The organism is Paractinoplanes aksuensis (assembly GCF_024137025.1).
Lineage (GTDB): Bacteria > Actinomycetota > Actinomycetes > Mycobacteriales > Micromonosporaceae > Actinoplanes > Actinoplanes aksuensis.
In genome coordinates, this window is the sequence record NZ_JAMYJR010000023.1 from 13,128 (window position 1) to 39,465 (window position 26,338).

General features: G+C 71.1%; 21 protein-coding genes. 10 read left to right on the top strand and 11 right to left on the bottom strand.

The genetic code is table 11. The features are described 5' to 3' along the window. Nucleotides 1-55: 55 nt before the first annotated feature. Nucleotides 56-742, top strand: a complete 687-nt coding sequence (locus tag M1L60_RS20905; protein WP_253239146.1) for a hypothetical protein — start codon at nucleotides 56-58, stop codon at nucleotides 740-742. Between the two features lie 1,093 nt (nucleotides 743-1,835). On the opposite strand, the gene treZ is transcribed toward M1L60_RS20905, so the two are convergent. Genes treZ through glgX form a run of 3 tightly spaced genes read right to left on the bottom strand, consistent with a single transcriptional unit; the run spans nucleotide 1,836 to nucleotide 7,949 of the window. Continuing rightward, on the bottom strand, nucleotides 1,836-3,569 hold the full coding sequence (gene treZ, locus M1L60_RS20910) for a malto-oligosyltrehalose trehalohydrolase (RefSeq protein ID WP_253239147.1): 1,734 nt from the start codon (nucleotides 3,567-3,569) through the stop codon (nucleotides 1,836-1,838). Further along, nucleotides 3,566-5,836, bottom strand: a complete 2,271-nt coding sequence (gene treY / locus M1L60_RS20915) for a malto-oligosyltrehalose synthase (protein ID WP_253239148.1) — start codon at nucleotides 5,834-5,836, stop codon at nucleotides 3,566-3,568. Before treY ends, treZ begins: the two co-directional genes overlap by 4 nt. Nucleotide 5,837: 1 nt before the next feature. Then, nucleotides 5,838-7,949, bottom strand: coding sequence for a glycogen debranching protein GlgX (glgX, locus tag M1L60_RS20920; protein WP_253239149.1), 2,112 nt, complete (start codon nucleotides 7,947-7,949; stop codon nucleotides 5,838-5,840). Between the two features lie 221 nt (nucleotides 7,950-8,170). Here glgX and M1L60_RS20925 point away from each other — a divergent pair, with 221 nt between their 5' ends. The 7 genes from M1L60_RS20925 to M1L60_RS20955 all read left to right on the top strand — a co-directional run bounded on the left by M1L60_RS20925 (nucleotide 8,171) and on the right by M1L60_RS20955 (nucleotide 15,300). Further along, nucleotides 8,171-8,398, top strand: coding sequence for a cation:proton antiporter regulatory subunit (locus M1L60_RS20925; RefSeq protein ID WP_253239150.1), 228 nt, complete (start codon nucleotides 8,171-8,173; stop codon nucleotides 8,396-8,398). Between the two features lie 4 nt (nucleotides 8,399-8,402). Continuing rightward, nucleotides 8,403-9,881 (top strand): cation:proton antiporter domain-containing protein, encoded by a 1,479-nt coding sequence (locus tag M1L60_RS20930; RefSeq protein ID WP_253239151.1) that lies wholly within the window; start codon nucleotides 8,403-8,405, stop codon nucleotides 9,879-9,881. Between the two features lie 89 nt (nucleotides 9,882-9,970). After that, complete coding sequence (locus M1L60_RS20935) at nucleotides 9,971-10,867, top strand: 3-oxoacyl-ACP synthase III family protein (RefSeq protein ID WP_253239152.1); 897 nt, start codon at nucleotides 9,971-9,973, stop codon at nucleotides 10,865-10,867. After that, on the top strand, nucleotides 10,864-11,598 hold the full coding sequence (locus tag M1L60_RS20940; RefSeq protein WP_253239153.1) for a glycosyltransferase family 2 protein: 735 nt from the start codon (nucleotides 10,864-10,866) through the stop codon (nucleotides 11,596-11,598). The genes M1L60_RS20935 and M1L60_RS20940 overlap by 4 nt, the downstream gene beginning before the upstream one ends. Next, complete coding sequence (locus tag M1L60_RS20945) at nucleotides 11,598-13,292, top strand: AMP-binding protein (protein WP_253239154.1); 1,695 nt, start codon at nucleotides 11,598-11,600, stop codon at nucleotides 13,290-13,292. The genes M1L60_RS20940 and M1L60_RS20945 overlap by 1 nt, the downstream gene beginning before the upstream one ends. Nucleotides 13,293-13,342: 50 nt before the next feature. Further along, a complete protein-coding gene (locus M1L60_RS20950) occupies nucleotides 13,343-14,443 on the top strand; it encodes a cytochrome P450 family protein (protein WP_253239155.1) in 1,101 nt (366 codons plus the stop codon). A gap of 29 nt (nucleotides 14,444-14,472) precedes the next feature. Next, complete coding sequence (locus M1L60_RS20955) at nucleotides 14,473-15,300, top strand: NAD-dependent epimerase/dehydratase family protein (RefSeq protein WP_253239156.1); 828 nt, start codon at nucleotides 14,473-14,475, stop codon at nucleotides 15,298-15,300. On the opposite strand, the gene M1L60_RS20960 is transcribed toward M1L60_RS20955, so the two are convergent. Both M1L60_RS20960 and M1L60_RS20965 read right to left on the bottom strand, forming a co-directional pair. After that, nucleotides 15,287-15,871, bottom strand: coding sequence for a fibronectin type III domain-containing protein (locus M1L60_RS20960; protein ID WP_253239157.1), 585 nt, complete (start codon nucleotides 15,869-15,871; stop codon nucleotides 15,287-15,289). The two genes, M1L60_RS20955 and M1L60_RS20960, sit on opposite strands and share 14 nt — an antisense overlap. Before the next feature lie 60 nt (nucleotides 15,872-15,931). Further along, on the bottom strand, nucleotides 15,932-16,657 hold the full coding sequence (locus M1L60_RS20965; RefSeq protein ID WP_256516819.1) for an EcsC family protein: 726 nt from the start codon (nucleotides 16,655-16,657) through the stop codon (nucleotides 15,932-15,934). A 119-nt stretch (nucleotides 16,658-16,776) separates the two neighbouring features. Here M1L60_RS20965 and M1L60_RS20970 point away from each other — a divergent pair, with 119 nt between their 5' ends. Together M1L60_RS20970 and M1L60_RS20975 are read left to right on the top strand one after the other, a co-directional pair. Next, nucleotides 16,777-19,104, top strand: coding sequence for a putative bifunctional diguanylate cyclase/phosphodiesterase (locus M1L60_RS20970; protein ID WP_253239159.1), 2,328 nt, complete (start codon nucleotides 16,777-16,779; stop codon nucleotides 19,102-19,104). Between the two features lie 58 nt (nucleotides 19,105-19,162). Further along, entirely contained in the window at nucleotides 19,163-20,071 is a 909-nt protein-coding gene (locus M1L60_RS20975; protein ID WP_253239160.1) for a proteasome assembly chaperone family protein, read from the top strand. Here M1L60_RS20975 and M1L60_RS20980 read toward each other — a convergent pair whose 3' ends face one another. The 6 genes from M1L60_RS20980 to trmB are packed head-to-tail and all read right to left on the bottom strand — an operon-like array spanning nucleotide 20,072 to nucleotide 26,292. Beyond that, the gene (locus M1L60_RS20980) at nucleotides 20,072-20,812 is read right to left on the bottom strand and encodes an alpha/beta hydrolase (RefSeq protein WP_253239161.1); all 741 of its coding nucleotides are present in this window, start codon (nucleotides 20,810-20,812) and stop codon (nucleotides 20,072-20,074) included. It abuts the gene before it with no gap. A 14-nt stretch (nucleotides 20,813-20,826) separates the two neighbouring features. Then, nucleotides 20,827-21,462, bottom strand: coding sequence for an alpha/beta fold hydrolase (locus M1L60_RS20985; RefSeq protein WP_253239162.1), 636 nt, complete (start codon nucleotides 21,460-21,462; stop codon nucleotides 20,827-20,829). A 48-nt stretch (nucleotides 21,463-21,510) separates the two neighbouring features. Beyond that, nucleotides 21,511-22,161 carry a hypothetical protein gene (locus M1L60_RS20990; protein ID WP_253239163.1) on the bottom strand — a complete coding sequence of 217 codons (651 nt, stop codon included), beginning with the start codon at nucleotides 22,159-22,161 and terminating at the stop codon, nucleotides 21,511-21,513. After that, nucleotides 22,158-23,567 carry a selenium-binding protein SBP56-related protein gene (locus M1L60_RS20995; RefSeq protein WP_253239164.1) on the bottom strand — a complete coding sequence of 470 codons (1,410 nt, stop codon included), beginning with the start codon at nucleotides 23,565-23,567 and terminating at the stop codon, nucleotides 22,158-22,160. The genes M1L60_RS20990 and M1L60_RS20995 overlap by 4 nt, the downstream gene beginning before the upstream one ends. A gap of 59 nt (nucleotides 23,568-23,626) precedes the next feature. After that, the gene (locus M1L60_RS21000; protein WP_253239165.1) at nucleotides 23,627-25,630 is read right to left on the bottom strand and encodes a sensor histidine kinase; all 2,004 of its coding nucleotides are present in this window, start codon (nucleotides 25,628-25,630) and stop codon (nucleotides 23,627-23,629) included. Nucleotides 25,631-25,671: 41 nt separating this feature from the next. Continuing rightward, complete coding sequence (gene trmB / locus M1L60_RS21005) at nucleotides 25,672-26,292, bottom strand: tRNA (guanosine(46)-N7)-methyltransferase TrmB (protein WP_253239335.1); 621 nt, start codon at nucleotides 26,290-26,292, stop codon at nucleotides 25,672-25,674. Between the last annotated feature and the right edge of the window lie 46 nt (nucleotides 26,293-26,338).

Sequence of the window (26,338 nt, forward strand, 5' to 3'; positions counted from 1 at the left end):
ACGGCTGTAGCACCCTGTCGGGTTTCACCCGCCCGTTCCGGGTAGTCCGATGGCCATGAAAGGTGCTGTCCTCGGTGCTGCGGCGATCAGTGTTCGCGTGGTGCGGTCGCGTCATCGGCGCTTCCTCCACCCGGACGGCCGCTCCTTCCCCGGCGAGCTCGTCGTCTGGGGCACGGGCCCCACCCAAGGCGCCGACCTGCTCGACCGCCCGGGCCGGCACTCCGCCGTCGTCCGGATCTCCAAAGGCATAGGCACCCGCGGCGGTCGACCCGACATCCGCGGAGTGGCGGTCCGGGTCGAGGGCGAGCACCCACTCGACCTGTTGTTCTCGACGGCGGGTGAAGGCCGTTTCACCCGGCACCTGCCCGCACCACGGCGCACATTCGACACGTTCTACGGCTCGATCCTCGCCTACCGGACGGGGACACGCCGCAAGGTCTACCTGAGCGCTCGCCCGGAATCACCCCTGGGCCGAACCCTGACCGGCTTCGATGACGGCTCCCTACTGCTGTCCGCCGACGACCGCGCCTTCGGGCGGGTCAGCTTCGGGTCCGCGCTCTCCGCCGACGAGGACGCCGCCCTTGCCTTCGACCCGGTCCGCCACACCGCCCCCGACCTCCACCCGACCGGCTTCGTCCACAGCTCCCGAGCCCTGGCCTACCGCCTGAGTCAGCGATGGCGCGGCGCCCAGCCCGCCGAACCAGCCCCATCCGCAGTCGAACGAACCGCCGCCCACCGCTGAACGCCGCCGTGATCCCAGCCTCCCGAGCTCTCGGCAGGATGGCTTCGGCGTTGACGACCCTGCGCACTGATCGCCGCCGTTGTCCTCGAAGCGGAACGTTTATCGCATCACGAAGGTCGAGCGCATCGGCAGCAGTGAGCCTGGACCCGGATGTTTTGACCTTTCACCCACGCAGCCAGTCCCCCGAGTTCCTCGCTCGCGCACCTCGTGGGTGAAGATCCTGGGGACTTCGCCCCCAGACCCCCAGCCATCGCTGGAGATGCACTCCGGCGATGGTCACGCTGGAGGGCTTGGGTGATCTCCGGTCAACGGCGTCAAAGCGAATCGCAAGGAGGGGGAGGCCGCAAGCAAAGAGCGCTTGCACCCTCCCCCTCCTCACGATGAGCTGCGGACTGCCGTCGCCCGGAGATCACCCAAGCCAGAACTCACCCTGATAAGAAAAACCCCAACCCCGCCCTCGCCACACCGCTCGCGGACAGACGTACCACCCCGACGGCATCTGCGAACACAGGCAAGGCCCAGCCGGCCCGTCCCACGCCGGCAGCTACCACTCCAGCTGCACCTGAACGGCGGGCAGAAACGATGTCCGCTCGGCCCGTCCGGCGCGCTGGCTGCAACCAATCCAGTTGCACCCGACCGGCGGGCAGAGCCGATGTCCGCCCACGCCGTCCCGCGCTCCGGCTACGACCACGTCTGTTGCACCTGACAGCGAAGAATCCACCGTCTCAAGACCCCCGGCTTCGCACCAACTGCAAAGCCGCGCACCTGAAAGCCACCCCCCAAATACGGAGCCCGCCCACCTCTCCGTTACCCACCGCAAAGCGCAACCGGCACGGTGCGAACGCGCGCCCCACCACAAAGCCCGGCCTGAGTGAGAAAAAGGCCCGGCTTAACCACAGAGCGGAAGCCAGACCACCAAGCCGCACGGGTTCCCCAGCTCAGCCATGCAATCAGAGAAGCACCGACCACAACGAACCGCAAGGTGAACCCCAGGCAAGGCTGAGGCCGAGGGTGACCATGCAGGGCGTGCGCTTCATCAGCCCAGCATGGTCACCCTCGGCCTCAGCCGTCCCAGCGCAAGAAATCCGCGTCCTTAACCCCGAAAAGCAACAACAACAGCACTCTCAGCAGGCAACTCAACCCGATCCCGCTGCAACACAACACCTTCAGAAGAAGTAGCCAGCAACACCCTGGACGGCACGTCGCGCAAAGAGACAGTCTGGGCAACCCCGGCCAGGTTGACCGCCACAGCAGTCGACCCCCGGCGCATTACCAAATGCTGATCGCCCTGCCACACCTCGACTTTATCCAGCCAAGGATCAGTCAATTCCGGCCGACTGCGGCGCAGCGCGATCAACTTCTTGTACAGATCCAGGATTTCCGCATGCTCCGGTTTTGCTTTCTCGTCCCAATTCAACTTCGATCGGAGGAACGTCTCCGGGTCCTGCGGGTCCGGCACTTCGGCTTCGGCCCAGCCGTGGGAGGCGAATTCGCGTCGGCGGCCGTTCTTGACCGCCGCTGCCAGTTCTGGTTCGGGGTGGCTGGTGAAGAACTGCCAGGGGCTGCTGGCCGCCCATTCTTCGCCCATGAAGAGCATCGGCGTGAACGGTGAGGTGAGCAGCAGCGTCGCCCCTACCTTGAGCAGGCCGGGGGACAGCGTGGCCGAAATGCGGTCGCCGATGGCTCGGTTGCCGATCTGGTCGTGGTCCTGCAGGAACGCCACGAAGCGGTGACCCGGCGTCTTCGCTCGGTCGACCGGGCGTCCGTGTCGGCGGCCACGGAAGCTCGACCACGTGTTGGCGTGGTAGAAGGCGCTGGTCAGCACCGTCTCCAGACATTCCAGGGAACCGAAGTCGCCGTAGTAGCCCTGGCGTTCGCCGGTCAGGGTGGCGTGCAGCGCGTGGTGGATGTCGTCGTCCCACTGGGCGTTCAGGCCGTAGCCGCCGGCTTCCCTGGGGGTGATCAGCTTCGGGTCGTTCAGGTCGGACTCGGCGATCAGGGACAGGGGGCGGTTGACGTGGGCCGACAGGGTCTCGACCTCGGTGGCCATCTGTTCGAGCAGGTGGATCGCCGAGTGGTCGGCCAGGGCGTGCACGGCGTCGAGGCGCAAGCCGTCGACGTGGTAGTCGCGCAGCCACATCAGGACGTTGTCGATGATGTAGCGGCGCACCTCGCCCGAGCCGGGGCCGTCCAGGTTGATCGAGTCGCCCCACGGGTTGGTGCCGGCGGCGCTCAGGTAGGGGGCGAACATGGGGGCGTAGGCGCCGCTGGGGCCGAAGTGGTTGTAGACGACGTCCAGCACCACGCCGAGGCCCTTGTTGTGCGCGGCGTCGACGAAGCGCTTCAGGCCGTCGGGGCCGCCGTACGCCTCGTGGGGCGCGTACCAGGCGACGCCGTCGTAGCCCCAGTTGTATTCGCCGTTGAACGAGTTGACGGGCAGCAGTTCGACCAGGTCGATGCCGAGCTCGACGAGGTGGTCGAGTTTGCCGATGGCGGCGTCGAAGGTGCCCTCGGCCGTGAACGTGCCGACGTGCATCTCGTACAGCACCGAACCCGGCAACTGCTTGCCCGTCCAGCTCTGGTCGTTCCAGGCGTACGCGTCGTGGTCGTAGACGCGGCTGGGGCCGTGCACTCCGTCGGGCTGCCAGGGTGAGCGCGGGTCGGGGCGGGCGTGGCCGTCCAGCAGGTACGCGTAGTCGGCGCCGGGCGCGGCCGACGGCACGTCGAGCCGCCACCAGCCGTCCTGACCGCGTTCCATCGGCCGGTCCTCCCCCGCGACCCGCAGTCGCACGGTCTTGTCCGGAGCCCACACTTCGAAGAGCGTCATTTCTCTTTCACCAGGAGTGCGACGGGGTAGGTACGCAGGAGTTCGGCCACCGAGAGGCGGTTCCCGCCGTAGCTGGTATTGGTGAACACTTCCGTCCAGCTGTGGCCGTCGAGTGACACTGCGGTGTCGCCCCAGCCGCTGTGGCGTGACAATCCGACCGGGAGCCGGGTGGTGATCGTCACGGCGCCGCCGCGGTCGAAGCCGAGGACGTGCTCGCCGCACCGGCCCTCGCCGAAGACCGGGCGGTAGCCGCCGAACAGTTCGGGGCGCTGCCGGCGCAGGCGCAGGGCGCGGCTGGTGACGAGCAGTTTGGCCGCGCCGGTCTCGTCGACCGGGGGCAGCCAGCCGTCGTCGAGGCGGGCCAGCAGCTCGCGGCGGGCGGCGAAGTCGACCGGGCGGCGGTTGTCCGGGTCGACCAGCGAGAAGTCCCACAGCTCGGTGCCCTGGTAGACGTCGGGGACGCCGGGCATGGTCAGCTGCACGAGTTTCTGGCCGAGCGAGTTGGACCAGCCGGGCGGCGTGATCGACTCGGCGAAGCCGGCCACCTCGCTGTTCAGGGCCGGGTCGTCGTAGATGCGATCGACCATGGTGCGCAGGGCCGCCTCGAAGCCCTCGTCGGGCTTGGTCCAGCTCGTGGCGTTGGCCGCCTCTTTGGCCGCCTTCAACGCGTACGCCTGGAGCCTCTCCCGCGAGATCGGCCACGCACCCACCGCTGCCTGCCACACCAGGTGGGCCAGCGCCGGGTCGGGCAGCGGCGCGGCGCGAACCCAGCGGCGCACCACCTCGGTCCAGTCGCCGGGCACCTCGGACAGGACGGCGAGCCGCGCCCGCACGTCCTCGCTGCGCTTGGTGTCGTGGGTCGAGAGGGTGGTCATCGCGTCGGGCCAGTGGCGGCGGCGCTCGTCGTTGGCGTCGTGGAAGTTGTCGGGGGTGACGCCGAAGTCGGCCGGGTCGTTGCCGACCTCGTTGCGGGCGGTGAACCTGGTCCAGCGGTAGAACGCGGTGTCTTCGACGCCCTTGGCCATGACGGCGCCGGTGAACTGCTGGAACCGGGCCGCCAGTTCGTCGTCGGGGTTGCGCAACCGGGCGAGGACCTGGTCGAGCACCGGGATCAGCTGAGGGCGCCGGCGGCCCGCCTCGGACCGGGCCCGGGCCAGGTGGCGCGAGCCGAAGGGCAGGTAGGAGCGGTAGACCGGGAAGCACGCGGCCAGTTCGGCCAGGGCCCGCGGGGCGGCCTCGATCTCGGGGGCGAGCCGGGCCATGCGGGCCAGTTCGGCCGCGAGCAGGACGGTGGCGGCGTGCAGCTTGGTCTCGTGCACCAGGTCTTGCCAGGACGTCTCACCACCGGTCAGGTGATGTTGCAGGGTGTCGAAGAAGGCCTCGGTGCCGGTGTCGACGAAGACGCCGCCGACCTCGGCCAGCGCGTCGTAGCCGGTGGTGCCGGCGACCGGCCAGTCCGGCATCTTCTCGCCCGGTTCGAGGATCTTCTCGACCACGAGCCAGGTGTCGGGGGCGGCGCGGTGCAGCCGTTCGAAGTAGGCGCCGGGGTCGCGCAGGCCGTCGGGGTGGTCGATGCGGATGCCCTGGACCAGGCCCTCGTCGACCCAGCGCAGGATCTCGGCGTGGGTGGCGTCGAACACCTTGGGGTCCTCGACGCGCAGGCCGGCCAGGTCGACGATGGCGAAGAACCGGCGGTAGTTGAGCTCGCTGTCGCCGCGGGTCCAGTTGACCAGCTCGTAGTGCTGGCGGTCGTGCACCTCGCGCGGGGTGCCCTCGCCGGTGCCGTCGGCGATCGGGAACCGCTTGTCGAAGTAGCGCAGCTCGCCGTCCTCGACGCGCAGGTCGTCGAGCGCGTCGGGCGAGTCGGCCAGGGTCGGGATCAGCAACCGGCCACGCGACCAGTCGATGTCGTAGAAATCGGAAAACTCCGACGCCTGACCGCGGCGCAGCACGTCCCACCAGGTCGGATTGGCGGCAGGCACCGCGATTCCCGCATGGTTGGGCACGATGTCGACCACCAGGCCCAGACCGGCGCCCTTCAACGCATCGGACAAATCGCGGAGTCCGTTGGAGCCGCCCAGGGCCGGGTTGACCTGGGAGTGGTCGACCACGTCGTAGCCGTGTTCGGAACCGGGAGTCGCGGTGAGCAGCGGCGCCGTGTAGAGGTGGCTGACGCCGAGGTCGGCCAGGTAGTCGGACAGCTCAGCGGTGGTCTTCAGCGGGAACTCGGGGCGGACCTGGACTCGGTAGGTTCCGGAAGGGGGCAATTCACACCGTCCTGTCGAGCACGATGAGGGACCGGTCGGGCACCCAGATCTTGTGGCCGGCCTCGACGACGGCCGGGCGATCCGGCGACGGCTCGGCCGTCTCGATGACCTTTTCCCACTTCTCGCCGTATTCAGCCGGAGGGGTGGCGAATTCGATCGGGGCGTCGTGCGCGTTGAAGAAGAGCAGGAACGAGCTGTCGACGTGGCGCTGGCCGTACTGGCCGCGCTCGCGGATGCCCTCGCCGTTGACGAACAGGGCCACCGCGCGCCCGAAGTCGTTGCCCCAGTCGTCGCCGGCCATCTGGCGGCCGTCGGGGGTGAACCATTCCAGGTCGGGCAGGGGGTCACCGCCGCCGCGGGCGGTCACCGGCAGGCCGGTGAAGAAGCGCCGCCGCTGGAACACCTGGTGGCGGTGGCGGAACGCGGTGAGCCGGCGGGTGAACTCGAGCAGCTGCTCGTCGGCGTCGCCCCAGTCGATCCAGGCCAGTTCGTTGTCCTGGCAGTACGCGTTGTTGTTGCCCTGCTGGGTGCGGCCGAGTTCGTCGCCGTGCGAGATCATCGGCACGCCCTGTGACAGCATCAGCGTGGCCAGGAAGTTGCGCCGCTGCTTGGCCCGCAGCTCGAGCACCTTGTGGTCGTCGGTCGGGCCCTCGATGCCGCAGTTCCACGACCGGTTGTGGCTCTCGCCGTCGCGGTTCTCCTCACCGTTGGCGTCGTTGTGCTTGTCGTTGTAGGCGACCAGGTCGTTGAGCGTGAACCCGTCGTGCGCGGTGACGAAGTTGATCGAGTGGAACGGTTTGCGGCCGTCGTCCTGGTAGAGGTCGGCCGAGCCGGTGATCCGGGACGCGAACTCGGCCAGCGTGGCCGGTTCGCCCCGCCAGAAATCGCGGACGGTGTCGCGGTATTTGCCGTTCCACTCGGTCCAGTTGGGCGGGAAGTTGCCGACCTGGTAGCCGCCGGGGCCGACGTCCCACGGCTCGGCGATCAGCTTGACCTGGCCGACCACGGGATCCTGCTGGACGACCTCGAAGAACGTGGAGAGCCGGTCGACGTCGTAGAACTCGCGGGCCAGGGTCGACGCGAGGTCGAAGCGGAAGCCGTCGACGTGCATCTCGGTGACCCAGTAGCGCAGCGAATCCATGATCAGCTGGAGGCTCTGCGGGCTGCGCACGTTGAGGCTGTTACCCGTGCCGGTGTAGTCCATGTAGAACTGCGGTTGATCGTCGACGAGCCGGTAGTAGGTGCGGTTGTCGATGCCCTTGAGCGACAGCGTCGGCCCGAGATGGTTGCCCTCGGCGGTGTGGTTGTAGACGACGTCGAGGATCACCTCCATGCCCGCCTTGTGCAGGGCCTTGACCATGCCCCGGAACTCCTGGGTCTGCTGGCCGAGCGTGCCCGTCGACGAGTAGCCCTGGTAGGGCGCGAAGAAGCCGAGCGTGTTGTAGCCCCAGTAGTTGCGCAGGCCCAGGTCGTGCAGGCGGTTGTCGTGCACGAACTGGTGGACCGGCATCAGCTCGACCGCGGTCACCCCGAGGCTCTTGAGGTGCTCGATGATCGCCGGGTGGCCGATCGCGGAGTAAGAGCCGCGCATGTCCTTCGGGACGTCGGGGTGCCGCTCGGTCAGGCCCTTGACGTGGGTCTCGTAGATCACCGAGTGGTGGTAAGGGATGTCGGGCCGGCGGTCGTTGCCCCAGTCGAAGTACGGGTTCACGACCACGCCCTTGGCCATGTAGGGCGCCGAGTCGAGATCCGACATCTGGTCGGGATTCTCCATGTCGTACGCGTAGAGCGACGGGTGCCAGTCGATGTCGGCGTCGACCGCCCGCGCGTACGGGTCGAGCAGCAGCTTGTGCGGGTTGTAGCGCAGCCCCCGGGACGGGTCGTACGGCCCGTACATGCGGTAGCCGTAGCGCTGCCCCGGCTCGACCCCGGGCAGGTAGGCGTGCCAGACGAACGCGTCCTGCTCGTGCAGCTGGACCTTGCGCTCGTTGCCGGACGGGTCGAACAGGCACAGTTCGACCGCCTCGGCCCCCTCGGAGAAGATCGCGAAGTTCGTGCCCGTGCCGTCGTACGTGGCACCCAGCGGGTACCGGTGACCAGGCCAAACCTGCATGTCGTGCTCCCACCCCTCGACCGTCGGCGCTGCGTTGCGCAGAGCTGGGTCACCGCGGCACGAGCCTCTTGCCCGGCCCACCGCCGAAGTAACCGTCGAGAGTCATTCTCTCGGATGGCTCCGACACTTTCCGCGCGGAGGATCCGATACCCAACGGAAGGGGACGTGACGAGCGTCGCGCTCCTGGTCACCCCCGGTAGGCTGCCCTAGGATCTGCGGGCATGGGTAAAGGCGTTCGCATTCAGGAACTTCCCGGGCTCGGCACCCGGTACGACGTCGACCTGCACTCCGGCAGCGACCGCGTCTCGATCGTGGTCGGCCGCGACGGCAAACGGCACCTCTACGTGTTCACCCAGGCCGGCGACGAGCCGGCCGCGGTGATCGAGCTCACCGAGGACCAGGCCCGCAAGGTCGGCGCCGTGCTCTCCGGCACCTTCTTCACGGACTGAGCCTGTGCACGCGAATCTCATCGGGCTGGGCGCCCTGATCCTGGTGGCCGGCCTGCTCGCCCGTTTCGGGCGGCGCATGGGCCTGCCCACCGTGCCCTTCTTCATGCTGGCCGGTATCCTGCTCGGGCCCAGCACGGGCGGCCCGGTCGCCTTCGAGCATCCCGAAGACCTCGACATCCTGGCCCTGTTCGGCCTGGTCGTGCTGCTGTTCCACCTCGGCCTCGAGTTCCCGGTCGAGCAGGTGCTGGGCAGCGGCAAGCGGCTCTACATCGCGGCCGGGGCCTACATCGGCATCAACATCGGCGCCGGGCTCGGCCTGGGCTTCGCGCTCGGCTGGGGCGCCAAAGAGGCGTTCGTGATCGCGGGCGCGGTCGGCATCTCGTCGTCCGCCATCGCCACCAAACTGCTGATCGAGATGCGCCGGCTGGCCAACGCCGAGACCCCGGTCATCCTCGGCATCATCGTCATCGAAGACCTGTTCCTGGCCCTCTACCTGGCCCTGCTGAGCCCGATCCTGTCCGGCGCGAACTCGGCCGGCGAGCTGCTGCTGCGCATCGGCATCAGCTTCGGCTACCTGGCCGTGCTGTTCGGGGTGGCCCGCTGGGGCGCCAAGTGGATCGGCAAGGTGCTCGACACCCGCGAGGACGAGCTGGTCGCGATCATCATGATCGGCCTCGTCGTGCTGGTGGCCGGCATCTCGGCCGACATCGGCGTCTCGGACGCGATCGGCGCCCTGATGATCGGCCTGGTCGTGGCCCGCACGTCGATCCGCGAGCGGGCGGAACGCATCGCCATCCCGCTGCGTGACGTGTTCGCCGCGATCTTCTTCATCGCGTTCGGCACCAGCATCGACGTCGGCGAGATCGGCTCGGTCGCCGTGCCGGTGCTGATCGCCGTCTGCATCACGGTGGTCACGAACGTCTCGGCCGGTCTGATCACGGCCCGGTTGTTCGGGCTCAACCAGCGCGGCGCGGCCAACGTGGGCCTGACCGTGCTCGGCCGGGGCGAGTTCTCGCTGATCCTGGCCACGCTGGCCGCCGGGGCCGGGCTCGACGACCGGGTCGGCCCGTTCATCGCGCTCTACGTGCTGATCCTGGCCGTGCTGGCGCCGATCCTGGCCGCCAACTCGAAGTACCTGGCCCGGATCATCCCCGACCGCCTGCTGCACGACCGCTGGCGTTACGTGCGGGAAGAGACGATCAGCACCGCCTGCACCCACCTCGACCGGATCAACATCACCGAGACCGACGAGGACGAATGCCAGGAGTGCGTCGAGCTCGGTGACACGTGGGTCCAGCTGCGCATGTGCCTGACGTGCGGCCAGGTCGCCTGCTGCGACGACTCGAAGAACAAGCACGCCACGGCCCACTACGAGGACAGCCGGCACCCGCTCATCCGCTCGCTGCAGGAGGGCGACGGCTGGCAGTACTGCTACGAGGACCAGACGCTGGTCCGCGAGCCCGCCGGATCGAGCCGTTCCTGAACGCGGGTATAACCGGCATCGCGTACGCCCTGCCGGCCCGGACGGAGCTGACCGACGACCTGCAACAACGGGTCGCGGGCGGCCTGCCGGTGCCGGCCGGGCTGTTCCGGCGCACGACCGGGATCCGGCAGCGCCAGGTCGCGGCCGACGACGAGTACGCGTCGGACCTGGCCGTCGACGCCGCGACCAAGGTGCTGGCCGACACCGGCACCGACCCGCGCGACGTCGACCTGCTGCTGTTCGCCAGCGCGACCCGGGACATGACCGAGCCGGCCACGGCCCACGTCGTGCAGGCCGCGCTGGGCAGCCGGGCCCACGCGCTGGACGTGACCAACGCCTGCAACAGCTTCCTCAACGGCATCGACCTGGCCCGCTCGATGATCCTGGCCGGGCGGGCCCGGAAGGCGCTGGTGGTGACCGGTGAGACGCCGACCCGGGCCATGCGACCGCGGCTGCGCGGGCTGGCCGAGGCGCGGACGGCGTTCGCCGGGTACACGTTCGGCGACGCGGGCGCGGCCGTGCTGGTCGAGCCGGTGGCCACGGGCGGCATCCTCGACGTCGACAGCGAGACCCACTCCGAGCACTGGGCGGTGGGCGGCATCTTCGGGGGCGGCTCGCGGCACCCGCGCAGCGAGGAGCACACGTATTTCAGCGGTGACGGGCGGCAGCTGCGCGAGGTGTTCGAACGGATCGGCGCCGGCCTGATCGAGCGCGTCTCGGCCCGTACGGGATGGGGCTGGGACGACTACGCCCGGGTGCTCGTGCATCAGGTGACGCTGCCCTACCTGGAACGGTTCGTAGCGGTCACCGGCGTCCCGCGGGACAAGCTCGAGGTGACGGTGAGCGAGCTGGGCAACATGGCCTCGGCCTCGATCGGGGTGCAACTGGGCCGCGTACACCCGGACCTGAACCCCGGCGATCGGGTGCTCATGGTCGGGCTCGGCGGCGGTGTGAGCTTGATGACCATGGTGTGGGAGCTGTCGTGACGGCGCCGCTGTGGGTGATCGTGCCCGCCTACAACGAGGCGGCCCGGATCGGCGCCACCCTCGAGGCGCTGGCCGCGCAGACCGACACCGACTTCACGCTGCTGGTGGTCGACAACAACTCGACCGACACCACGCGAGCGGTGGTCGAGCAGTTCCGGGCGCCGTTCCCGGTGCACGTGCTCGTCGAACGTGAGAAGGGCGTGGGGTGCGCGGTCGACACCGGCTTCCGGCACGCGATCGCGGCCGGGGCGGTGCATTTAGCCCGTACGGATGCGGATTGCCTGCCTTCTCCCGGCTGGGTGGGCGCAGCCCGGGCCGCTCTGGTGGAGAGCGACGGGCTGGCGTGTGGTCGGATCACCGCCCGGCACGACGAGCACGGCCCCTTCGGGCGGGCGTTCTTCAGCCTGCTGGTGACGCTCGCGGCGACCTTCGGACGGGTGCGCCCGGCCCATCGCAGCGACGAGTTCAAAGCTCCGTACCGAATGCATGCCGGCAACAACATGGCGATCACGGCCGCTCTGTACGAGGCGTGCGGCGGCATGCCGAGGCGGCCCTCCCCCACCGATCGCCTGTTCCTCAACCGGGTGCGCCGCACGACACCCGCGATCGTGCACAGCCGGCACATGGTCGTGGCCAACTCGACCCGCCGGATCAAGGCGTACGGCGTGCTCGGCACCGCGAAGTGGTACCTCGACAAGGGCAGCGGCGCGCGCACGGCGGACCCCCGCTGATGCTCACCGAGCTGATCTCCTCGCTCCACGAGGAGGACGACCGCCCGGCGCTGCCCGGAACGACACGGGGTGACCTGGCCCGGCTCGTGCGGGGCTACGCCGTGGCGCTGGCGGCTGAGGGCCTGACCGCCGGCGAGACAGTGGCTCTGGCCGTACGCCCGGGGGCACAGTCTCTGGCCACGCTGCTCGCGGCGTACCACCTGGGATTGCGCATCGCCGTGGTCGACCCGACGGCCGGGCCGGAAGTGGTGCGGGCCCGGCTCGCGCTGGCGTCGCCGCGTCTGGTGCTGGCCGACGCGGCGGCTCAGGCCGTGGCCGGGTGGGCGGCCCCGCTGGCCCGGCGCGCGCATCTCGCACTGCCCGACCTGAGCGCGATCGCCCCCGTCCGGACCATCGGCCGCCGGCTCCCCGGTTCGGCGCCGGCCCTGCGACCCCATCAAGGTCAACTTCCTTCCCCGTACGCCGGGGAGGGCGACGCGGTGGTCGTGTTCACGTCCGGCACGACCAGCCGGCCGCGCGCCGTCGTACATACCCGGGCCTCGATCTCGGCCGGGATGACCGCGGTGCGCGACCTGGTGCGCCCGGTCCCCGGCGCGCCGGTGCTGGGCGGCACGTTCTTCGTGCTGCTGCCGTCGCTGGCCGGCGGGGCGCCGGTCGCGCTGCCGGCCCGGCGCGGGCTGCGGCGGCAGTTGCGGGCGCTCGAGCCGCAGGCGGTTTATCTGACCCCGCCGCAGTTGCGCGCGGCGCTGGCCGAGGGGTGCCGGTTCAGCGGGCGCGTCTACAGCGGGTCGGCGCCGGTCAGCGCCGCGCTGCTGGCCGCGGTGCGCCGGGCCGGGGCGAAGGAGGCGTGGGGCGTCTACGCGCTGACGGAGGTCTTCCCGGCCGCAGCGGTGGAATCGGCCGTCAAGAGCGCTTTCGACGGTGAAGGAGACCTGGTCGGGTCGCTGCTGCCCGGGGTCGAGGCGCGAGTGTCGCCGTCCGGCGAGGTGCTGCTGGCCGGGCCGACGGCGGCCGACCGTTACCTGGGCGAGGAACCGTTCGACTGGGTGGCCACCGGTGATGTCGGGCGGGTCGAGGGGCGCACGGTGGTGCTGGGCGGGCGAGCCAAGGACATGATCCTGCGCGGGGCCGAGAACATCTATCCCGGGCTGTACGAGCCGGCCCTGCACGTCGCGGGCGTCGAACTGGCCCTGCTCGTGGGCGTCCCCGCCGGGGACGGGGATGAGCGCGTGGTCGCGGTGGTGCAGGCCGCTCCGGGCGTGGCCGAGCGTGATGTGCGAGAGACCCTGCGGGAGCCGTTGGCGCGGATGGGCTCGGCGCGGCCGGACGCGCTGGTCTTCGCGGATATTCCGTTGGCCGGCCGCTCCCGCAAGCCCGACCGCGCGGCCACGGCAGCGCTGGCTTCTCGTCTCGCCGCCGGCGCTCCCCCGTCGAAGACGGTCGCTCCCCCGCGCCCACGCACCGCCGTGCTGCCTCCGCCGGCACGGGTCGCCGGGCACAGTGTGCCCGATGAGCAGCTGGACAGCGGCGGGTTATCCACAGGCGATGCCCGTCGGGTGCCGGATCAACGGCGGTCATCCACAGGCGATCCCGAGGCCGACGAAAAATCGCGTAACCTCCGCTACCCAGGGTGGGCGGGGGAGGCGGTGGCACCCCGCGAAGATCCGCAAGATCGTCGTGAGGCAGGCGAGTGAGCGGGGCGGCTCGGGGGCGGGATCGGCGGGTTTATTTGCGGAGTCATCCGGTGTTGTTCGCGCTGCTGGCGGCTACTCGGCGGTGGCCGGTGCTGCGGGTGGGCGGCACGGTGCTGGTGCACGGGCCGGAGGAGTTCCGGGCGGCGCTGACCCGGGTGCCGCTCGATCGGACGGCGGCGGGCACGACCGGGGGCGCGGCCGGGGAGCTGGCGGGCGCGGGGGCGCTGTTCGATCAGCAGGGGGCTGAGCATCGTGAGGCTCGGCGGGCTGCGGCGACGCTGCTCGGGGTGGCGGGCGTGGCCGAGTTGCGTCCGATCTGGGCCAAGCTGCTCGATGATCGGCTGCCGGTGCTCGGGGCGGGCGGCACAGTTGATCTCGTGCCGTTGACGGCCGAGATCGCGGGGGCCACGGCGGCGGCGTTGCTCGACCTCGATGTGGATCCGGTGGAGCTGGCCGACGCGGCCCGGTCGTCGGCGGCTGCGGCGGCCCGGGCGCATCTGCCGGGGCTGGGCGCGCGGCGGGCCGAGCGGGCAGCGGCCACCGCCGCCGAACAGCTGCTGGATCTGGTCGCTCCGCATGTGCTGGATCTGGTCGATCCGAGTGAGGCGCCTGAAGGCCAAGCTCGGCCTGCGGCCGAGCGCCCGGCGCCTTGGGGCCAGCGGCCCGCCGAGGCGGGGTTCAACTCGATGCTGGCCGTGGCGGCGATCAACACGACGGTGGCGGCGTTGCCGCGGGCGGTGGCCTGGGTCTGCGACGACACGTTGTGGGAGCACGCTGGGAACCCGGTGCTTGTAGACGAGTTGTTGCGGGTCACGGCGGCTACTCCCCTGCTGCCCCGGGTGGCGGCGGCGGACAGCGAGGTGGGTGGGTGCCCGGTGAAGGCCGGCGATCGGCTGCTGCTGATCGCGCGGCACGCGGCCGACGCCCACCGCCGGGATCCCGGCGTGGATGACCCGGCTCCGGCCCGTACAGCGCAATTGGTCTTCGGGGTCGGGCCCCACGCCTGCCCGGGCGCGGGGCTGGCCCGCGCGCAACTCGCCGACCTGCTGGCCGCGCTCGCGCCCTACCGGCCGGTGGTCGTCCGGGCGCGCGCCGACCGTGGGTCCGCCCTGCCGGGCTGGCGGTCATTGGTCGTACGGAGCAGCGCGTGAGCGGCGCGGCGCGAGATCAAGAGGGAACAGTGAGGATCGCGGTCACCGGGGCCAGTGGGTTCTGTGGTGGGGTGGTCGCGCGCCGCGCCGCCGAGGCGGGCACCGAGGTGATCTGTCTGGGGCGGCGGCCGGGGCCGGTCGGTAAGCACGTCTTCTGGGATGCCACGGCGGAGGCACCCGATCTGAGCGGGGCGGACGTCGTCGTGCATCTGGCCGCGGTCGTCGGCGACGAAGGGGATGAGCGGAAGTTCGCCGCCGTCAACGTCGATGGGACGCGGCGGCTTCTCGAGGCGGCCGGCGATACCCCGGTGGTCTGGGTCAGCAGCGCGAGCGTCTATCGCCCTGGCCCCTACGAATTGCCCGTGACCGAGGACCACCCAACCGACGGGCAACGGACGGCCTACGGACGGACCAAAGCCGCCGGTGAGCGCCTGGCCCTGGATGCGGGGGCGGTGGTGTTGCGGCCGCGCGCGGTCTACGGGGACGGTGACCCGCACCTGCTCCCCCGGCTGCGGCGAGTCGTTCGGGGTGGCCGGGCCTGGCTGCCGGGGCCGGACGTGCCGTTGAGCCTGACCTCGGCCGACAACCTGGCGACGGCTTGTCTGGCCGCGCACCGGTGGCCGGCGGGCGCTTACAACATCGCCGACGCGACGCCGTACTCGCGGGATGCGGCGGTCGCGGCGGTGCTGGGGGTGCCGGTGCGACACGTGCCGGTCCGGATCGTGCGAGCGCTGGCCGCAGTGACGAAGGCTGTCACGCCGTACGCGATTGATCAGGTCACCGACGGCCTGGTGCTCGACATCGGGCGGGCGCGCGGCCAGGGATGGGAGCCGGCGGCCGGTCTCACGACGTCTTGACGACTCCGGAGCGGGCGACCGTGGCCGCGACCGTGCCGTCGTTGCCGTAGCCCTTGCGGCTGGTCACCATGTCGACCGAGAACACGTAGCGGGTCCCGCGGTCGAGCCCGGTCACCGTGGCCGTCCGGTAGCCGCAGGTGGCGCCGGGCGTCACGACCGTCCAGCCGATGTCGCGCTGGGGGCCGAGCTTCGAGTCCTGGCTGATCGCGGTGATCCGGTATTCGACGATGTCCGCCGTGGCGGGGTCGTACCAGGTCACGGCGCCGCTGGTGGCGCCCGTGGTGACGTCGGCGCCGTTGATCACGTTGCCTTTGACCGGCGGGCAGGCGGGGGTGCCGGTGGGGGTGGGCGTCGGCGTGCCGGCCGGCAGGGGCAGGAAGCCGCTGGGGAACGGACTGCGGGTGCCGGTGGGGCGGCTCGGCGCGGCCGACGTGGTGGGGCTGCCGGTTTCCACCACGACCCACGACTTGCCGCCGCCCTGGTCCTCGGTCGTGCTCGCCTTGTCGTCGCTGCCGCAGCCGGCCAGCAGCAGCGGCGCGAGGACGACGAGCTCCAGCCGACGACGACGCACGCAACCCCCTGGTGGATCGGATCCCGTTCAAGAATCCGATCGTCCGGGGCGACGATTTATTTAGCCGGGCGAGCCGCCCAGGGCGGCGGCCGGGTCGGGGCGGCGGGCGTGGCGGTAGACGTCGCGGGCGCGGTTGGCCAGGTCTTTGGTGGCGGCCGAGTTGACCCAGGTGCCCAGCACGATCGAGGCGCCGGGGATCATCTTGGCGAACAGGCGCTTGGCCGCGCGGACGCCGGCCATCTGGGCCAGTTTCAGGCCGAGCCGCATCATCACGCCGCTCAACGGGCGGGAGGCCGCCCCGGCGAACAGCTTGACGGCGCGTTCCCGGCCGGCCGCCACGCCCAGGGCGAGACGGGCGGTCTGGGCCACCTTGTGCACCCGCTGGAGCACCAGCAGGTCGGTGGCCCGTTCGGACGCGGCCGGGTCGTGGCCGTAGGCGGCGGCGATGTGCAGCACCATGCGCGCCTGGTTCCAGGCCAGCACGCCCACGTCGAGCACGGCGCCGGGCAGGCCGGTGGCCCCGGAGACCGCGCCCGAGATGCGGGCGAGCGTGGTGAACCGCTTGACGGCCAGGTCGGCCAGCTGGTCGGGGGTGCGCTCGGGGTTCTCGGCCCGCATGCGCTCGGCCCAGGCGGCGGCCTCGGGGCCCAGGCGGCGGACCGCCTCGAGCGCGAGGTGTTCCGGCGCGTACTGCGGGTCGGCCTTCATGCGCGCCCACAGGGAGCCGGGGGGCGCGACAGTCTCGGTGTGCTGCTCAGTGGACGGGTTCGAGGCTTCGGTCACCAGATCGCTCCGAGGGGGGAAGGGAACGTTCCTTTGCCATTGTGCCGTGCACATGCACGTGCAGGCGAGCCTTCGTGGTCGTTGTGTTCAACCAGAGACCTGTCCGGCCGATATTCCGGAGCGTGACGAACGACCGCTCCGTGGCCCGGCTGCGCTTGACGCCGTTGCTGGCCACTGCCGTGCTCATGCAGGTCACAGCCATCGTGCTGTATGCGGTCAACCTTGCCCAGCCCCCGTTCGGCCCGGCCTGGGGCTGGCTGCCCGGCATCGTGCTGATGGGTGTGACGGCCGTCGCATGCTGGCAGACCGCCGGGACGCCCGGGCTGGACCGGGTGGCCGTCCGGCTCTGGCGGTCGATCGCCATCTGCGCGGCCCTGGTCGGCCTGGGCACGATCGGTGACGCCCGGCAGTCCCTGGTCGATCCCGAGCGGGTCAACCAGCAGCAGCACGACCTGCCCACCTCGATCTGCTACGCGATCGCCGTCGTCATCGTCATCTGGGCCCTGCTGCGCCTTCCGCTGGGCGGCAACCGCAGCACCACCACGCGGTTCGTGCTCGACGCGATCACCATCGGCGTCACCGTCAGCGTCTTCGGGTGGTATTTCACCGTACGGGCCATGAACGCAGGCGACGGGCAGCGCACCACGGTGCCGATGATGATGCTCGCCGTGCTGGGCCTGATCGTCGCGCTGGCCCTGGTCAAGGTGGCGATGACCGGCATGGGCGGGCTCGAGCCGGGGACGCTGCGCTGGTTCGCCGCGGCGGCCGTCCTGGGAACGGTCGGCGGCGGGCTCGTGCCGCTGGTCGTGCACATGCCGCCCGGGGTCAGCGCCGCCCAGGTCTTCAGCCCGGCCACCATGCTGTGTGTCGCCCTCGCCGCCGACCGCCACCGCCGGGCCGCCGCTCTGCCGCCGCGCCCGGCTCGGCGCCGGTTGTTCAGCGTCGTCCCGTACGCCGCTGTGGCCGCCACCGACGCCCTGCTGCTCTGGGTCAGCGGCGACTCGGGCCACGTCGTGCTCGTCGTCGCGGTGGCCGCCACGGCCCTGACCGCGCTGGTCGCCGTGCGCCAGGTCGGCGCGCTGCGCGAGAACGGGCGGCTGCTGCACCGGGTCGACGAGCAGCTGACCCAGCTCAACGATTACCAGCAGGAGCTCACCCACCGGGCCACCCACGACGGGCTGACCGGGCTGGCCAACCGCGCCCTGTTCGAGCAGTCGGCGCAGGAGATGCTGGCCCGCGACGAGCCGCTCTGCCTGGCCATGGTCGACCTGGACGACTTCAAGACGATCAACGACCGGCTCGGGCACGCGGTCGGCGACGCCTTCCTGGCCGCGATCGCCGACCGGTTCCGCACCCAGTTGCGCGACGGCGACCTGGCCGCGCGGCTCGGCGGCGACGAGTTCGGGCTGCTGCTGCCCGGCCTGACCAGCGCCGACGCGGCGGCCGTGCTGAGCCGCCTGAACGAGGCCATGGCCCGGCCGCTGCGGGCCGGCGGACACGAACTGCTGGCCCGGGGCAGCATCGGGGTGATCGAGGCCTGGCCCGGCGCCACCGCGGCCGAGCTGTTGCGGCGGGCCGACGTCGCCATGTACGCGGCCAAGGACCGCGGCAAGGGCCGGTTCGCCATCTACGACGACACGCTGGAGCGCACCCACGAGGCCGACCAGCAGCTCGGGGCCGACCTGCGTCAGGCCCTGGCCGACGAACGGTTCACGCTGGCCTACCAGCCGATCGTGCTGCTGCCCGGCGGCGAGTGGATCGGCCTGGAGACGCTGGTGCGGTGGCCGGACGCGAGGATCGGCCCCGACACCTTCATCCCGATCGCCGAGCGCACCGGCCTGATCGTGCCGCTCGGCAGCTGGATCCTGCGCACCGCCCTGGCCCAGCTCGCGGCGTGGAACACCGAGTTCGGCGCGGTCGCCCCCCACCATCTGGGGGTCAACGTCTCGGCTCGCCAGTTGCGTGAGCCGGGCTTCGCCGAGGAGGTCGGCGACGCGCTGGTCGAGTTCGGAGTACGTCCGAACCAGCTCGTCGTCGAGGTCACCGAGACCGCGGTCTTCGACGGCGGGGTCGCCCTGGACACGCTGGTCGCGCTGAAGGCGCTCGGGGTGCGGGTGGCGCTGGACGACTTCGGCACCGGCCACTCGTCGCTGGGTCTGCTGCGTACGGTGCCGGCCGACTCGCTCAAGGTCGACAAGTCGTTCGTGGCCGGCATCGGCGGCGCCTCGGAGGAGGCGGTCATCGCCTCGGCCATGATTCAGATCACCGAGGGGCTGCACCTGCGGGCGGTCGCCGAGGGGGTGGAGACCGCGGCGCAGGCCGACACGCTTTACGAGCTGGGCTACCGTTTCGCTCAGGGGTACCACTTCTCCCGCCCGCTGCCGCCGGCCGAGGTGCGCTCGCACCTCCTCCAGCGGCAGTTGGCAAGATCGTCCTCGGCTCGGAATTAATCCCCGGGCCGGGTTGTTCGCACGGTTTACCCCTCGATGGAACACAGGAGGCCTCGACGTGCTCGATCCGAACGAGCTCTACGAGCTGGCCGACGACCTGCCCGAGACGAGCGAGCCGGTGCTGGTCCAGGCCCTCACCGGATTCGTGGACGCGGGCAGCGCCATCCAGCTGGCGCGCGAAAACCTGCTCGAGCGCCTCGACAGCCAGGTCGTCGCCACGTTCGACCTCGACCAGCTGCTCGACTACCGCTCCCGGCGGCCTCCGATGATCTTCGACGAGGACCACTGGGTCAGCTACGAGGAGCCCAGCCTGGCCCTGCACCTGGTGCGCGACCAGCTCGGCACCGAGTTCCTGCTGCTGGCCGGCCCCGAGCCCGACCTGCAGTGGGAGCGTTTCATCGCCGCCGTGACGGGCCTGGTCGAGCGGTTCGGGGTGCGCCTCACGGTGGGGCTCAACGCCATCCCGATGGCCGTGCCGCACACCCGCCCGGTCAGCGTCACCGCCCACGCCACCGACAAGTCGCTGCTCGGCGACCGCGAGCCCTGGTTGCAGAAGGTGCAGGTTCCGGCCAGTGTCGGCAATCTGCTCGAGTTCCGGCTGGGCGAGAGCGGCCACGACGCGATGGGCTTCGCCGCGCACGTGCCGCACTACCTGGCCCAGACGACCTACCCGGCGGCCAGCGAGCTGCTGCTCGACTCCGTCTCGTCGACCACCGGCCTGGCCCTGCCGACCGGTGAGCTGCGCGAGGCGGCCAAGGTCGTCCGTGAGGACGTGGACAAGCAGGTCGCCGAGGACGAGCAGGCCGGTCGCCTGGTCACCTCGCTCGAGGCCCAGTACGACGCCTTCCTGCGCGGCCGCGAGGGCAACCTGCTGGCCGACGACAACCGCCCGCTGCCGACCGCGGAAGAGCTGGGCGCCGAGCTCGAGCGCTTCCTGGCCGAGCAGCAGAACCGCGAGAACGATTAACTAGCCTTTCGCGAAGAAGTCCAGCGCGCGGGGAATGTGCCGGTCCCAGTACGACCACTCGTGCCCGCCCGGCTCGAACTCGCTGTCGAGCGGGAGGCCGGCGCGGGCACAGGCGTGCACGAAGCGCTCGTTCTGCTCGAACAGGTGATCGCCGGTGCCGCAGCGCAACATCAGGCGCGGCAGGGTCGCCCGGTCGGCCCGTTCGAGCAGGTGGAACAGGTCGTCGTCGGTGCCCGCGGTGTCGCGCCCGGCGAAGACCCGGTCCATCACCTCGCGGATGTGCGGGCGCTCGTCGTTCTTCTGCAGCCAGGCCACGTCGAGCGCGCCCGAGAGGCTGACCGCGGCGGCGAACCGCTCGGGCTGGCGCAGCGCCCACTTGAAGGCGCCGTAGCCGCCCATCGACAGGCCCGCGACGAACGTCTCCTCGCGCTTCTGCGAGACGTTGAAGAACCGGTTGACCACGCGCGGCAGTTCGTCGGACAGGAACGTCCAGAACTTCATCCCGTACGCCTCGTCGGTGTAGAAACTGCGGTGCACCTGCGGCATCACGACGGCGAGCCGGTGGTCGTAGGCGTAACGCTCGATCGACGTGTACCGGGTCCAGGCCGTGTGGTCGTCGGTGAGCCCGTGCAGCAGGTAGAGCAGGGGCGGCGGGGTCGGCCCGTCCTGCGGCAGCACGACGGTCATGGACGTGGCTAGGTCGAGCGACTCCGCGTAGAAGTCAACGGTGATCAGGGCCATCGGCCCACCGTAGATCAGAGCAGCGCGCGCAGCCGGGCGGCGAACCCTTCCGGGTCGGCGAGGTGACCGAACCCACGCTCCGGGGCCGGGCTGCGGCCGGCGCCGGCGAGCGCCAGGCGGCGGGTGGGTGGTTGCTCCTTCCAGCCCGCGTACGCCTTCAGGAGCGCCGGGTCGCGCCGGGGCTCGGCGAACTGGCGGTAGGGTTCGGGCACCGCGGCCAGCCCGGCCCCGTCGAGCAGCCCGTCGACCGTGCCCGGCAGGGTCCCGGCCGGCTCGTCGAAGGTGAGCACGCAGTGGGTGGCGTACGCGTCGGCGAACGCCACGGCCAGCCAGGCCGCGGTGCCGTGGCCGACGACGATCGGCGCCCGGTGCAGTTGCAGGCCGTGCACGAGCCCGGCCAGGTCGCCCGCGATCCGCTCCAGGCTGTAGTCGGCCCGCGGCGGGCTCTGGCCGTGCCCGGGCAGGTCGGGCGCGATCACCGTGCCCTCGCCGGCCAGCTCGGCCGCCACCGGCCACCACATCGTGCGGTCGAACAGCAGCCCGTGCAGCAGCAGGACGGGCCGCCCGAACTGGCCCCACCGGTCGTAGACGAGCCGGTTGAGCGGGCTGTTCGTGGCGTGCGTGGAGCGGCGCGGAGGCTGCGGCTGCATGGCGCACGGCATACCCCGCCGGTCCGGGTTGAATGCGTCGGCCACCTACTAATTAGCTGAGAGTGCGATGGTGAGCGCGCCCGCCCCGACCATGACCCCGGCCCACAGCCGGTCCATGTTGAACCAGGCCCGGCGCAGGATGTTGACCCCGACGAACTCGTAGACGGCGACGGCCAGCGCGGCCATGACCGCGAACATGGCCAGGGTGTGCACCCCGGCCGCGGCCAACCCCTCGAGGGCCGCGACCGGGGTGCCGTCCATCCGCGTCCCGGGCATCGCGTGATCGGCGTGGGCCGTGGTCGCCCCGGCCGCCAGCACGGGCAGCAGCATCAGCCCGGCGCCGTGGGCCGAGGACATCAGGAACGACCAGCCGGCCAGCTGCGGCGTCGACAACCGCATGCCGGCCCAGCGGAAGTGCCGTTCGGAGAGCAGCCGCCACAGGCCGAACGCGACCAGCACGATCCCGCCCACGATGCCGACCACGTTGCCCGCCACCACCGACTCGGTGGCCGCGACGACCGAGGCCACGATGGCCACCGAGGCCAGGTGACCCAGCGCGATCGGCGGCAGCGACTTCAGCAGGACGAGGCGGGAGCGTTCCTGCATGCCCCGGGCCACCGCGAACAGCCAGCCCATGGCCGGGTTCAGCCCGTGGAAGGCGCCGAGCCCGGCCAGGGCCAGGAGTTGTCCCCAGCTCACGCGGAGGGGAAGCAGTACGAGTCGGAGCTGGCGTCGCCGCCCTGCAGACGGGTCTGGTGCACGCGGCGGCCGCGGAACTCGTCGCCGTGCGGGAAGAACTTCGGATCCAGCGTCAAGCCGCCCTCGGCGGCGACGTCGATCTTGGCGAGCCAGGCGCCGACGCCGTCCGGATAGAACTGGTCGTCCCACGAGCCGTACAGGGAGTTGGTGACGTAGACCCGCCGGCCGTCGCGCGAGACCTCGACCATCTGGGGGCCGCCGGCCAGGCGTTCGTCCGGGAAGGACGGGTGGGCGACGCGGCCCACGATCCCGCCCAGCCGCACCGAGCCGACCTCGACCGGGTGAAAGGGGTCGCTCACGTCGTACTGCTTGAGCTCGCCCGTGCCCCAGCACGAGACGTAGAGGAACTTGTCGTCGACCGAGAGGTCGATGTCGGTGACCAGCGGGGGAACGGCGCCGAAGGGCTGCAGCGCGGGCGGCAGGTCCTCGGTGGCAGCGGGCTCGGCCGGGATGTCGATCACCTTCGTGACCTTGAACTCGCCGGCCTCGCGGTGCCAGACCCAGATCGAGGCCGACAGGTCCTCGACGCTGACGACCACGCCGACGAAGCCGTACTCTTTCGTCGGTTCGTGCGCGGGGCGCAGTTCCAGCGTCATCTGGTACTGGTCGCCGAGGTCGACCGACTGCACGAGGGTGCGCTTGGCCAGGTCCCAGAAGTGCAGGCGGTGGCCGTACTGGCGGCCCAGCAGCAGCTCGGGGTCGATGCCGTTCTCGATCATGTCGGGCGTGCCCCACTCCGACGTGACGAGCACGTCGCGGGTCAGATGCCACCAGAAGTCGTACGCCAGATGCTGGTCCCCGCGGTCGGCCTCCCATTGCCCGCGTACGTCGAAAGTGGTGTGGTCGAGCACGGCGATGCCGCCCGGCCCACCCCCGTCGCGGCCGTTGCCCAGGGCCGACACGTAGATGCCGTCGGGTCCGCAGTGGATCGTGTGCGGCCGCGAGTAGTCGGCCTTGGCCGCGAGTTCCTCGGCCGGGATCTCTTTGACGAGGCGCGGCGCCCGCGGGTCGTCCTTGGTGTCGAGCACGTAGATGCGCGACGACCGCAGGCCGGGCACGATCAGGTAGCGCCGCTCGACGTGCGGGTGCGGGGCGGTCGGGCAGAGCGCGCTGCTGCACGCGTTCCAGCCGAAGTGGTGCAGCTCGTCGCCCGTGTGGGGCAGGTCGGTCCAGCCCACGACACGGCCGTACGTGTCCGAGCCGGGGTCGGTGTCGATGACGGCGATCGCGTCGGGCTGTTCGGCCGCGCGGTCGAAGGCGGCCACGTAGGCCAGCTTCTCGGCCGGGGCGCCCGCCGCGTCACGCGGAGTCGGATAGAACGTCGGATCAGGAGTCCACCGGGTCATGCCGCCCATCCTCACCCGACCGGCAGCCCGTGACCAGAGTCACAACTGTCAACAGGTTGTCAACGAGCGTCCAGGGGCAGCCGCACGAGCACGGTCGTGCCCTTGCCCTCGTGGTCGACCAGCTCGATGCTGCCGTGGTGCCGGGTCACCACGGCCCGGCTCAACGTCATGCCCAGCCCGGAGCCGGGGATGGCCGAGTCGCGGGCCCGGCTGGTGCGATAGAGGCCGGTGAACAGCTTCTCCCGCTCGTCGACCGAGACGCCCAGACCGGTGTCGGACACGGCCAGCTCGGCCGCCCGGCCCGCCGCCTTGAGGGTGATCCCGATGTGGCCGCCGTCGGGGCTGTACTTGATCGCGTTGCCGAGCAGGTTGTCGATCACCTGGCGCAGCCGCTTGCGGTCCCCCGGCAGCACCAGTTGGTCGGGCAGGTCGTCCTCGATGACCAGCGGCGCGCCGTCCACGGCCGACCGCGCCCGGGCCACCGAATCCCGTACGACCTCGGCCAGATCCATCGGCGTGAGCTGGACATCGGCGTGGCCGGTGTCGAGCGCGGACAGCTCCATGAGCTCGTTGATGATGTCCCGCAGCTGGTGGGCGTTGCGCTCGATCACCTCGATCAGCCGCGGGCCGTCCTTGATCAGGCTGACCTCGTCCGCCTCGCGCAGCAGCTCGGTGTAGGCGCTGATCGAGGTCAGCGGCGTGCGCAGCTCGTGCCCGACCAGGGCCAGATACTCGTTCTTGCTGCGCACGAGCTGCCGCTGCAGGTCGTCCACCAGGTGTTTCTCGACGAACTGGCCGATGTGCGCAGCGATCCCGGACATCAGGGCCAGCAGCTCGTCCTCCGGGTCCTCGATCGAGTCGGCGAAGACCGTGAGCACCCCCAGGGTCTCGAAACCTTCCCGTACGGGCACGGCCAGAGCCGAATGCAGTGCTCCCGACGCGGCGGTCTCGGGCGAGATCAGGCTCTGCGGCCGGCCCACGTCGCGGATCCACAACGGCTTGCCCACCTGCCACGCCCGCCCGGCCAGCCCCACCCCGAACGCCAGGTCGACCGGCACCTCGATGTCGGACTGCCAGCCCGGAGCGCTCCAGCGGGCGACCGAGCGGACCACCCCGGCCGCCTTGTCGACCAGCCACAACTCGGCGTGCACCCACTCCAGCGTGCCGACCACGGCCTCGAGCACGCGCGGGCCGGCCGCCTCGATGCTGGGCGCGTCGGCCAGGGCCGTGGTCACGGCCAGCTCGCAGGTGCGGAAGCGCTCGACCCGCTTGCGGCGGGTGACGTCCTGCACGGCCTGCACCGCGCCCACGGTCTGCCCGCCCGGCCCGGTGATCGGGTGGGCGTCGACCAGGTAGTGCCGGGCGCGACGGTTGTGGCCCTGGAGGACGACGTCGCTGTCGTGCAGGTGCTCGCCCCGCAGCGCGCTGTGCAGGCCCAGATCCTCGCCGGCCGGGCCGATGTCGGCCCAGATCCGGCGCATCCGCTCGTTGACGAAGACGATCCGGCCCTGGTCGTCGCAGGCGGTCACGCCGTCGTGCAGGCTGTCCAGCACCGCGTCGAGGAAGCGGCGCTGGCGCTCGATCTCGTACCGGGAGAGCTGCTCGGTGATCAGCAGCGCGCCGACCAGGGCCGCCCCGGCCACCGACGACTGCTCCTGGGCCGACCACCGCCGCGGCTGGACGTCGGCCGCGCAGCAGACGGCCAGGACGGTGCCGTTGCGGTCGCGCATGGGGTGGCCGAGATAGGCGCCGGTGCGGCCGGGCGGCACCCGCTCGTCGGCCGACAGGTCGTCGATCACCAGCGGGACGCCGGTCTCGGCCACGATCGCGGCCAGGGTGCCCTTGAGCGGGGCCTCGATGCTCCCGTCGTCCTCGGTCAGCCCGTAGCCGCCGTACAGCTTGAGGGTGTCCTCACGGACGAGGTGGATCACGCCGACCGGGGCGTGCGCGGCCTGCGCCAGCAGTTCCGCCAATTCGTCGGCGCCGCCGCTCTCGAGCGAGGCCGGGTGCAGCTCGGCGACCTCGTGCAGCAGGTCCTCGTCGAGACGCCCGGCCCCTTTCACTCCACCAGCCTATAAGGCCCTAATTACGCATAAGACCTATTTCAGGTACGACGGCGGTAGCGCAGGTCGGTGATCGGCCGCCCGGCCCCGGTCCCCCGGCGCTCGAACTTCGTCTCGGGGCGCCCGGCCCGGTCGTGGTCGAGCGGCTCGAGACCCGGATCGGCGTCCAGCGTCCCGGCCATCGCTTCGGCGTAGTCGGGCCAGTCGGTCGCGCAGTGCAGCACGCCGCCCGGGCGCAGACGGTCGCGCAGCAGGGCCACGTTGGCCGGCTGCACGAGGCGGCGTTTGTGGTGACGGGCCTTGGGCCACGGGTCGGGGAAGTAGATGTGCACCGCGTCGAGACAGCCGGGGGCCAGGCGGTGCACCAGCTGCATCGCGTCGCCCAGAGCCACCCGTACGTTGGACAGCTTTTGATCTTGAACTTCGGCCAGCAGATTGCCGATGCCCGGGGTGTGCACCTCGATGCCCAGGAAGTCGCGGCCCGGCTCGGCGGCGGCCGTCGCGGCCAGCGTGTCACCCATGCCGAAGCCGATCTCGAGCACCTTGGGCGCCTCGTCGCCGAAGAGTTCGTCCAGGTCGAGCGGGGTACGGTCGCCGTCGAGAACGGTCAGACCATGGCTCGGCCAGAGGGCGGCGTGGGCGTCGGTGTGGCGGGCGCTCATGCGGCCCCGGCGCGGATGAAAGGTGCGGATGGGCGGATGGTTCACG